The following is a 9,844-nucleotide window of genomic DNA, read 5'->3' on the forward strand; positions in this document are numbered from 1 at the left end:
TTCAATCTCATTTCTAGTAATAATTCGTTTTATCTGTTTCGAAATTTTCATATTAATCCTGCCAGGGGTCCAGCATCTTTAATAAGGAAGTGTGGACATTCATTGTTTCTATATTCTTTCATTATATGTGGTTTAAGCGTAAGATCGTTACCGTCGTACGATACATATTCCGGATCTATTCGTTTCCCACTCCATCCGGTGATCATATCGATAAAAATTCCAACAGCAGTAGAAGCAAGAATACCGTTTGGCCACACAACCTGCGGGCGCTTAGTCTTTTGCCCATAATTATTCGCTTCTCGTTTTAGTGTTTCTTCATTTATAAACCCGTTACACATCATGCAGGCAAAGCCAGGTGTAGATAACTGGACTTGACCAAACATTGCATATGGCCTTGTCGAAGTTTCTACACCCATTCCAATATCGATGTATGGAATCATATACCTTCGGCAAAAGTTTTCAAGGTCTCTACGCCCAAGTATGGTGTCTAGGCAGCCAAATATAATATCACACATCTTTAATTGCTCACGCACTTCTTCCCAGTTGCTTTCACCGCCACCTATTTTAGCATTAGGATGTAACCCAAGTATGAGTCGACGAAACACCTCAAATTTTGAAGTATTGACATGTGCATCCTGAAGAGTGGCTCCGACAATTCTATTTAAATTACTGTCGTCATCTATGCATTCTGGATCAGCTAAAACATAATTCCTGAAACCAATATGAGCCGTCTGCTGTACTATGTGCGATCCACCGCCGCTTAGGCCCACAACCCCTATCTTCAATTGTTTAAATGTTTCTTCCGAATTTTTTCCTAGGAAGGATTGACGGGAATACCGGTTTGTGCCCCCCTTTAGGGATCTAACAATAGGGAACACAACATTCAAACTCGTTCCTACGGCTGTAATCTGACATGCCGGTATTAACTTTTTCTCCCCTGGCCCAAGAATCATTGCGTTAAAACTATTAGTACTGAGAACTATCATTCCGTGTATCTGCGTTCCAACGAAATCCTGCATGCTTAAGATTAGTTCACGACCACTTCTTAAATCATCACTACTGAATCCAGGAATTCCACTTCCGAAATCATGAAGATGAATATGAAATAAGGATTCCTCTTTAGTAAATGCATGTTGAAACGCTTCGGTAATCGCCTTAGAATTTATTCGTGCCCCCACCTCATTAGTTCTGATATAATTGGAGTCCTTCACCGTTTGATATGATGTCAAGAAGACAATCCAACCCTGTTCGGTAAGCTGACTTTTCCCATAGCAAAAACCTACCCGCTCATACGCATGTATATGAGGACGGCGGAGGTCCTTCAAAATTTCATCTAGTAGTTTTTGTGGAATTCTTATATATACTTTACTCATTTCTTAAAGGCTCTAAGATTAACCATTAGCATCTCCAAATAATCTAGTCCGGGTTGTGTTCGCCACGAAATAGAATACCAAGTACTGTCGAGTAAATAAATATTCGAGTTCCAATTACGTAACACTGGGCAAGCAATAGGCTTTGGGAAATATATCCTTGAATCATATCCATCTTTAGGATCTATACAGAGTAGTAGAGGGGATTCAGTTGGTGTACAGCCTTCAGGCAACACACAACTCGGGATATATATATAATTGTACCCCCCCTCGTATAGGAACTTTGCTTCAGTAAAAACTCCTAGGAAATCTTGTTTCCATTGATCGTTAATACTCATAATTACGAATTGTCGCCCACTGGTGGATGGCATTTAAAAATTTCGCCGCCTTTGATTGTGACTGCGCCATTATTCGGCAGCTCTTTAAGCTGTCCATCTACTATCTGAACGAGGATGTGGTTAGGATTAATTCCCCCGAGCTCTTTAATTGTAGCCACCGTTTGGTGACCGCGATGAATTTTATACGTTTTGTCTTTAATGGTAATTTCAACCATGTCCTGACGATGTTCTTCAGATTTTCCAATCTCTTTCTTGTTATTTTCCATATATTAGAATTTTATTACACCCCAAATACCGTGAAGCGTGACAGAGAAAAATGTCACGCTTCACGGTATAGTTTAACTATACTATTTGGAGTTACAGGCTGCAATATTAAAAATGTCCGATGTCCAGTTACTTGAGCACTTATGCTCAACCGAGGACGATCAACACTATTATAATCATTTTGTAAGCCGATTGCTACCGGATATTCAAGAATACTGTAAGAAGATTTGTGCTATTCGTAAACTCCATAAACATGTAGGGCAGCAAATAGCGCATGAAACTTTTGAAAGAGTCAGGAAATATAAATCATATTCTAGAGATCGATCGAAACTACCCGATGAAAAGAAAGCCATTCTCGTTTACCTCAAGAAAATTTCTACCCGGTTATTCAATGACTACCACAACAAAGAAAATAGAAAGGATATAGTACATCCAACATATTTCGATACACTACTGCAAGTAGCAAACCAAAATTATGATGTAAAGGCGTTGAAGAACAAAAAAGATATAGCTCTTATTATTTTTGGAAAGTTAAATAACAAGGAACAAGCAGTAATAGCTAAGGATATTGAATACAAAAAACATCAAAAATATCTACCAGATGATGTGACCGAAGAACTCGCCAAGGAACTTAACGTTAAGGTTGACTCTATTAGGAAAATACGCGCCAGGGCAATTGAAAAAATTAAAAATGCAATAGATGAAATCAACAAATATTAATAAACAAGTTTTCACAATGGACGACTTTGAGCATGGATTAATGCTTGCTGGCATTGTAACACCATCTTCAGTCCATGAACTTTACGAAAAAGAATTGCTTGAAGAATATGATTCATCATTGAATAAGAAGATCGAGAAGTCTAACAATCTATTTTTTATGCGTGTGACCCTAGGGGCCGAAATCGTATCGCAAATGCACCAAGAACCAACTTTTGGTCGAATCAAATTTCAGAAGCTTATGTATCTGTGCGAAAACGCAGCCTCTATGAATCTTAATGACCGCTATTTAAAACAAGCAGCAGGTCCTTTTGATAACAAGTTCATGCATTCTATTGTTAAAGAGTTTAAAAAAAATAAATGGTTTGATGTTGAGACCAATAAAGACGGAAAGTATAATAGATCAGTATACATACCTTTAGAAGGGTCAAATGATTATAAAAAATATTATACTTCGTATTTTAAAAATAAGCTTGACAAAATCCAGTATATTCTTGATTTATTTCGTACGACAAAAACAGATAAAACTGAGATTGCAGCTACATTGTATGCATGCGCAATCGAATTAACCAAAGAAGAAAACATTATCGATGTTAGAAGACTCCTTGAAAAATTCTTTGCCTGGTCTAAGGAAAAGCAAAGATTTGATGAAAAAACAGTACTTGAAACTTGGCTGTGGATGCAAGAAAAAAACATAATACCAGAACTTGAATAATTAGCTCTCCAAAGAATGTTTCTCTTAAGAGAAACATTCTCTCAGATTTGACCCATAGTTTATAAAAAGTAACAATAATTAGGCTGAGTGTTGTTGTTTTTCCTTTTTTGATAAAAGAAAGTATGCCTCATAAAAGATCCACCACATTCACTCCTCTATTCTCAAAACACCCTCCCTTCTTCACCAAATAATCAACCGTTTATCTCTTTCGCATTATGAAGGATCCTCAATTTTGCGTTTTAAACCTGGTGGTAAATACTCTATTTCTGAAGCGTAATTATACTGTCTTACAGCGGGTCTTTTAACGCTACCACAAGTCAGATGAAAGTATTATTTTCCGGGTACCAATATCAGAAACCATGCACGATCCACTGCGAGCGATACATGATCTGGTCTTTCATCCACTGCAGCCAACACAGGTACTGTTGCTGAATACAACAGCCCTGGGATTGTTATGGCAACAGGCACAGTGCCGGGTATCGGAACTCACTGCCGTGTTCGTGCAATCCGTTTGCAGCCTGCCCGCCAAAAAAGAGAAAAAAGCCATGGTGGAATCTTTCCATGCCACCGCCGTACTGCTCTGCAACCAACTGAACGATTACGCGAACAGGGTCGAAACCTTTCCACTGCAGGCAGAGAGCCAACAGGAACTCAGCACCGCTTATCGGCAACTGAGGGACCAGCTCTATGAGAGCCTGCGTATACTGGAGCAGTTTCCCACACTGGCCAACACCAACCAGGCACTGCCGGTGCATGTTACAGAAGCCGCCAGGTACTGGGCCTGTGATGCCATACAACAGATCAGCAAAAACTGGCCCAGGAAAAGCGACCCCGAACTGCTGCATGCCTTGCTGGAACCACTGCAGGACCTCGTGAACCAGGAAACAGAAAACAGGCTCACTGTACGCTCACTGGCCTACCTGACAAAACTGGTGCAACAGAGCAACAAACTGGTCAAGCGCAAACCAGCAGATGCCGATACCGCCCTTCTGTTCCTGCTGATACGCCTCAACCATAACAGCGATGCCCTGCTGCACTATGCCTGCCGCAAACTACGCCCCAACGGACTGGATGAGGGCACTACCGCCTACCTGCTGCAATACCGGCGTTCCCTGTTACTGGTGCAACAGCTGCAGCCCATGCCGGGCCTGGCATTGTACCCGGAGCTGGCCGGCTGCCAGTCCAGTTTATGTCATTTGCTGCAGGAAGAGATCGGCCTGCATGAGCGATACCCGGAAAACACGGTTACCACAACTGCAGCAACAGCTCAGACCATCGCAGGTAACAGACCCATGTTCAAAAGCTGTCTCACCATGTCACAGCTGGCGGTCATGCTGCGCTGGTGTTCGCAGACCGGTATCCTCCGCACTGAGACCATTGAAGAATTATTCAAAGCCGCGGCCCGTTCAGTAGTAACGGCCGGCAAGGGCCGGTTCAAAGCCAGCAGCCTGCAGACCGAATATTATGACCTGGACCCCGCCGCCATTTCCGGCGCCAAAGATTTTGTGATCCAGTTACTGAACGAGGCCAAAAAATATCCCCGCTAAACAGTTCCCGGCAGGTTTCATTCATTTGATCCCCGGCTCTTTCCCGGTCTATCTCCATCCTCTCTTCACCTGTTTCCCGACCACTTCCCGGTCGCTTCCCGATGCCTACCCGGTGATAGTTCAGTATAAGTTGGGTTTATCCACATTTTTTCGCTGCTGAAACACCTGTTTTACAGAGCAGCTGATCAAATAGCGCCATTTCGGCCTTTTTTTTCGGCGGAAAGCCGCATGAACAAAGGAGTTATACCAGTTAGATCTAACTGGTATAACTCGAACGGTTGCGGACCTGTCTAGTTTTGCTCCTGCATGCATGTACCCCTTCCACCACTTCACTGCAGGAAGCCGGAGAAGGGTATTGTTCACCAAAAAAAATCAAACAAAATGGCAAAACAAGAAAGCATCATCACACTGAACGGCACCATCGATAATATCTCATTCTTCAAAACAAAGGATGGATACAATGCACGGAAAAAGACAGGCATTTCCAAAGCAGCGATGGAGTCGAACCCCAATTTCGACCGTACCCGGGAGAACATGGCCGAGTTCGGACGGGCGGCGCAGGCAGCCAAACTGCTGCGCATCACATTGTTAGAGTCCATCACCGGGTCAAAAGATCGTAAAATGAGTACACGTCTGCAAAAAGCAATGGTGCGTGTGCTGAAAGCCGATACTACCAGCGCCCGCGGAGAACGCAATGTGATCGACGGGGAGACCGGGTTGTTAGAGGGTTTCGAGTTCAACCTGAATGGTCTGTTGAGCACCACACTGCTCGCCACATACCAGTCAACGGTAGACCGGGTAACAGGCAACTGTTCCGTAAGTCTTCCTCCCTACGACCCGACCAGAATGATCACCTATGCAGCAGGCGCTACCCATTACCGGCTGGGTCTTACTGCGGCCAGCATCAATTTTGAGAATGGACAAAATGAAGTGTTATCCACCCAATCGGCCTACCTGCCGGTGAAAGGACCACTCACCAACCTGCTGGACCTCTCCGTGACCCTGCAACCCGGTAGCACACAACCCATTTTCATGGCGCTCACCATTGAATTCGTACAGGAGACCAATGGTCAGAAATATGCGCTGAAAAGTGGGGAGTTCAATGCCTGCGCGCTGGTAAAAGTGGATGGAGGTGTGTAATGGACCTCTATCTGCACCGCAGTTACTATGCCGAGGGTACCAACGGGGTATTGACCGTGAACACAGATCCTGTACCACTCTGTTTCACGATCGAACTGCCCTGGCGGGATAACCTAAAGAACCGGTCCTGCATTCCGGCCGGCACCTATGTGCTGAAACCGCGGTACAGCCTTAAATTCAAATGGCACCTGCATGTGCAGAAAGTGCCGGGCAGGACATTGATCCTGTTTCACCCGGCCAACCACGCCATCCTGGAATTACAGGGTTGTATCGCCCCGGTAAGCACGCTTACCGGTGCCGGAACAGGAGAAGGTTCCCGCGAAGCATTTCAGTTACTGATGCAGCGGGTATCGGTGGCCCTCAGCAGAAAGGAAACCCTTTGTCTCACCATCCTGCCCGGTTATGCCGGGCAGGATATAAAATCAATCTATGAAAAAGATCATACAACGGGCGGCAGCGCCAACGCCACCCTTTTTCAGGAAGCTGCGTAATATCGGCCTCTTTCTTGCCACCGCAGGAACGGCCATTCTTACCGCTCCCGTCACTATGCCCGCCCTGGCCCTTACCGTGGCCGGTTACTGCATTGCCACTGGCTCTGTGGCCACCGCCATCAGCCAGCTGGCAGTAGCGGAAAAAGGTTCGCAGAAAGAACGAGGGAAGAAGAAATAGTGACTTGTAAAGCACCCATGGTTGTGGGTGCTTTTTTTATCAAAAGAATGGGGACAGAGGAGTAGGGATAAGTAGTATTGAGAAAATGTGAACCTATTACTGTTTACATCCAAAAAAGTCTTTTCCATTCATAAAATGTTTTATTGATTATCATGTTTTTATGCAGGTGCGGGGTGACGGTTTTATCAAATACGGGATTTTTCCCGGAGGAAAAATTTTGATTTTAGGGTAGATTGGTACTAGGTATGAGTGTAACAGAAAAAACTCAATAAAATTTTTAATTATGAAAAAATACTTGTGGTTCGTTAGTGGGATTATATTGACTATTTCAATTATTGGAGGATGCAAAAAATTAGATAGCGCTCAACTTTCTGATGAAACTCTTTTTAACAAAACGATTACTTTTTTAAAGCATAGATAACAAACTGTCTCGACAAAAAGGGCTCAAAAAATTCAAAAAATCATTGATAATCTATCTGAAAAAAACATAAAAGAAATCAGTACTTATAAAGAAAACAAAGCTATTGTATGTGATTTGTCATCATATAAAAACTATGTGAGTAACAAATTTCAAGAAGTTTATTTTAAAGTTATTTTTCAGCTCAGAAATAATGAAATATCTGATGCTTTTATTTATACTATTCATACAAATGAAAACGAGTCCTATCTTAATCAGAATATTGAGAGTATTTTAAAAGGGGCAAGTTTTCGGTTTACTGGTGAAATAACCTCAAATGCATTAGATGACAAATTCTTGATAACAAAGACCTTTAATAATGGTAGGTTAGAAAGCACGAAAGAACTTCAAATAAACATCTCGAAAGAGAAGATATATTTTGTTAAACAAAAAGCTGTTTTAAATACCGAAAGTGCTAAGAGAACAACTGCTTTAAATTGTGTGGACTGGTATGAGGTTACAACCTATTATTACTCTGATGGACATACAGAACAGACCTGGAACTATTTAAGAACGACCTGCTCAAGTTCGTGTGGATATGGCGACCCCACAGAAGTACAAAATTTTTGTGATGAAGAAGGCAGTAGTGGTGGGGGCGCTGGTGCAAATGCTGCTGATTCAACAAACCCTTGTCGCAATGCAGATTCCCTCGCTGCAAATGAAAATTTTAAAAATAGAATGGATTCTCTAAAATCCTTAACAAATCAAAACTATGAGACTGGTTACTATTCCATAAAAAACTCAGATAATACTTATACATATACAAAACAACAAGGTTCTGCAAGTTCTGCAAGCATTCAGGTAAATCTTACGACTTCAATTAGCGGTTTTATGCACAATCATTATTCAGGTTTACTTTCTATTTTTTCGGGTTCAGACATTAGACAAATGTATGATTGGTTGAGAACAGGGAAGCTATCGGACGTTTCTACATTTAGCATGAGTCTAGTGACAGCCAGTGGGACTACCTATATGATGCAAATAGACGACGTTATTAAATTCCAACAGTTTGGACAAACATGGATGGCCGATGATTTAATATTTGGTGTTTTTGAGAATTTCTATCTAACTAAGTATGGGATTTCTGAAACAGGCACTAATTTAAATAACCTAACAGGATTTCTACGAATGTTATCTGAATATAATATGGGTATTAAATTCTTTGAGGGTAACAACACTACCTTTTCAGAATGGAATCCTAAGAAATTTGAAACTGACGGCTCTTCAACTGGAGGAACAATTGTTAATTCACCTTGTTAATTTACTAATTATGAAAAAGCTAATAATTATACTATTATGCACATTAAGTTTAACTAAAATCATTGCTCAAGAAAGTAATGATCTAGCTAAAAAAGCAAAGCGTGATTTTGAAGGTATCTGGGTTGGAACTACAAACGTCGATACTACTGTCACAATTATTTTGTTTCAAACGAGAATAAAATCAGAAGATATTATTCCTGTTGATTCAATTGTATTTCTATACGGGTGGCATAAAATTTCTATTTCGAAAATAGCGATTGAAAGCAGTTTGGATTCTATGTCAAAGGGTTTTGAAAAAAATGCTACTATAGTAGCCAGTTATAATGAAAGAAAAAGGATGCTTCAGTTAAATATTCGGGATTTATCCAGAAACAGATGGTTATCCGGAGAACTGACCTTATCTGGAAAAAACAAAGCTATCTTGAATACCCGGCTAAAAGAAGTATGGCGTAACGATAACAAAACATATCCTGAAGGACAGACATTTCCAAAAAAGTTGATCATGAAACGCGTTTCAAAAAAAGTTGTGCTATGAGTTGAATAAACAAGCATACCGATTGCTTCCGTCTCCGCACAGTCTCTCGACAGAGGACTATTCGCTTACAACTACTATTTCAAATAGTTAAAACGGCCCTTATAAAAACCCTTTTCTCGCCTCCACGGCGTCTCCCACTACAGGAGACTATGCTTAGCGACACGTAACAACCAATCAGACCCGTACGTCTAAGAACTTTTTTATAAATTAGATCTTTAAAGTTTTCACCACCAGATATCCTGAATGCATCCTCCCCTTACGGGAGGCATTTCGAAAAACCCAATAGAATACCGTGCGAAAATTATCCATGTTCATTGCCAGCAGCCTGGATGGCTACATAGCCAAACCCAATGATGACCTCAGCTTTCTCAAACTCGTAGAAAAAGAGGGTGAGGATTATGGCTACAAAGAATTCACCGACTCCATTGATACGATATTGGTAGGCAGAAGAACATATGATTGGGTCCTTGACCAAATAGGCCCCTCTCACTACGACAACGGAGAAAGGGATGTATATGTGATCACCCGAAAACAGCGCCCTGCCTCGGGTAGAACGCAGTTCTATACAGGGAATATCGTTGACCTGGTAGGGCAGCTGCGATCCCAAAAAGGCAAAAACATCTATTGTGATGGTGGCGCTGAGGTCATCAACGAACTGCTGAAAAAAGACCTGATCGATGAAATGATCATTTCCATCGTTCCCATATTACTGGGTGAGGGGACCCAGCTGTTCACAGACGGCAGACCTGAACAATTACTTGAACTGGTGCAGGTAAAAAGTTTTGATACAGGTCTGACACAACTGCATTATAAAAGAAAAAGATAGAACAGC

Annotated in this window: 11 protein-coding genes; 9 read left to right on the forward strand and 2 right to left on the reverse strand. The window is 41.7% G+C overall.

What is annotated here, in order from left to right:
• Positions 1–47: 47 nt before the first annotated feature.
• Both ACH3Y6_RS02410 and ACH3Y6_RS02415 read right to left on the reverse strand, forming a co-directional pair.
• Entirely contained in the window at positions 48–1,373 is a 1,326-nt protein-coding gene (locus ACH3Y6_RS02410; RefSeq protein WP_490833974.1) for a ThiF family adenylyltransferase, read from the reverse strand.
• A 337-nt stretch (positions 1,374–1,710) separates the two neighbouring features.
• The gene (locus tag ACH3Y6_RS02415) at positions 1,711–1,974 is read right to left on the reverse strand and encodes a hypothetical protein (RefSeq protein WP_490833975.1); all 264 of its coding nucleotides are present in this window, start codon (positions 1,972–1,974) and stop codon (positions 1,711–1,713) included.
• Positions 1,975–2,059: 85 nt separating this feature from the next.
• Here ACH3Y6_RS02415 and ACH3Y6_RS02420 point away from each other — a divergent pair, with 85 nt between their 5' ends.
• The 9 genes from ACH3Y6_RS02420 (at position 2,060) to ACH3Y6_RS02460 (ending at position 9,838) form a co-directional block, all read left to right on the forward strand.
• Positions 2,060–2,692, forward strand: coding sequence for an RNA polymerase sigma factor (locus tag ACH3Y6_RS02420; protein WP_490833976.1), 633 nt, complete (start codon positions 2,060–2,062; stop codon positions 2,690–2,692).
• On the forward strand, positions 2,673–3,404 hold the full coding sequence (locus ACH3Y6_RS02425) for a hypothetical protein (RefSeq protein WP_490833977.1): 732 nt from the start codon (positions 2,673–2,675) through the stop codon (positions 3,402–3,404). Before ACH3Y6_RS02420 ends, ACH3Y6_RS02425 begins: the two co-directional genes overlap by 20 nt.
• A 359-nt stretch (positions 3,405–3,763) precedes the next feature.
• Positions 3,764–4,951, forward strand: coding sequence for a hypothetical protein (locus ACH3Y6_RS02430; protein WP_490833978.1), 1,188 nt, complete (start codon positions 3,764–3,766; stop codon positions 4,949–4,951).
• Positions 4,952–5,332: 381 nt separating this feature from the next.
• Positions 5,333–6,091, forward strand: a complete 759-nt coding sequence (locus ACH3Y6_RS02435; protein WP_490833979.1) for a hypothetical protein — start codon at positions 5,333–5,335, stop codon at positions 6,089–6,091.
• Entirely contained in the window at positions 6,091–6,582 is a 492-nt protein-coding gene (locus ACH3Y6_RS02440) for a DUF5675 family protein (protein ID WP_490833980.1), read from the forward strand. Before ACH3Y6_RS02435 ends, ACH3Y6_RS02440 begins: the two co-directional genes overlap by 1 nt.
• Positions 6,521–6,760, forward strand: coding sequence for a hypothetical protein (locus ACH3Y6_RS02445; protein WP_490833981.1), 240 nt, complete (start codon positions 6,521–6,523; stop codon positions 6,758–6,760). Before ACH3Y6_RS02440 ends, ACH3Y6_RS02445 begins: the two co-directional genes overlap by 62 nt.
• 556 nt (positions 6,761–7,316) lie before the next feature.
• Positions 7,317–8,477: a hypothetical protein gene (locus ACH3Y6_RS02450; RefSeq protein ID WP_490833982.1), complete on the forward strand. Its 1,161-nt coding sequence runs from the start codon at positions 7,317–7,319 to the stop codon at positions 8,475–8,477.
• A gap of 10 nt (positions 8,478–8,487) precedes the next feature.
• Complete coding sequence (locus tag ACH3Y6_RS02455; RefSeq protein ID WP_490833983.1) at positions 8,488–9,012, forward strand: DUF6705 family protein; 525 nt, start codon at positions 8,488–8,490, stop codon at positions 9,010–9,012.
• A 292-nt stretch (positions 9,013–9,304) separates the two neighbouring features.
• Positions 9,305–9,838 carry a dihydrofolate reductase family protein gene (locus ACH3Y6_RS02460; RefSeq protein ID WP_490833984.1) on the forward strand — a complete coding sequence of 178 codons (534 nt, stop codon included), beginning with the start codon at positions 9,305–9,307 and terminating at the stop codon, positions 9,836–9,838.
• Positions 9,839–9,844: the final 6 nt, after the last annotated feature.

This window comes from Sediminibacterium sp. FW305-C-269 (genome assembly GCF_058231045.1).

What these genes read in the sequence shown, in the direction of transcription:
- ACH3Y6_RS02410 (WP_490833974.1), bottom strand. Translation starts at nt 1,373, where the DNA reads ATGAGTAAAGTATATATAAGAATTCCACAAAAACTACTAGATGAAATT.
- ACH3Y6_RS02415 (WP_490833975.1), bottom strand. Translation starts at nt 1,974, where the DNA reads ATGGAAAATAACAAGAAAGAGATTGGAAAATCTGAAGAACATCGTCAG.
- ACH3Y6_RS02425 (WP_490833977.1), top strand. Translation starts at nt 2,673, where the DNA reads ATGAAATCAACAAATATTAATAAACAAGTTTTCACAATGGACGACTTT.
- ACH3Y6_RS02430 (WP_490833978.1), top strand. Translation starts at nt 3,764, where the DNA reads ATGCACGATCCACTGCGAGCGATACATGATCTGGTCTTTCATCCACTG.
- ACH3Y6_RS02435 (WP_490833979.1), top strand. Translation starts at nt 5,333, where the DNA reads ATGGCAAAACAAGAAAGCATCATCACACTGAACGGCACCATCGATAAT.
- ACH3Y6_RS02440 (WP_490833980.1), top strand. Translation starts at nt 6,091, where the DNA reads ATGGACCTCTATCTGCACCGCAGTTACTATGCCGAGGGTACCAACGGG.
- ACH3Y6_RS02445 (WP_490833981.1), top strand. Translation starts at nt 6,521, where the DNA reads ATGAAAAAGATCATACAACGGGCGGCAGCGCCAACGCCACCCTTTTTC.
- ACH3Y6_RS02455 (WP_490833983.1), top strand. Translation starts at nt 8,488, where the DNA reads ATGAAAAAGCTAATAATTATACTATTATGCACATTAAGTTTAACTAAA.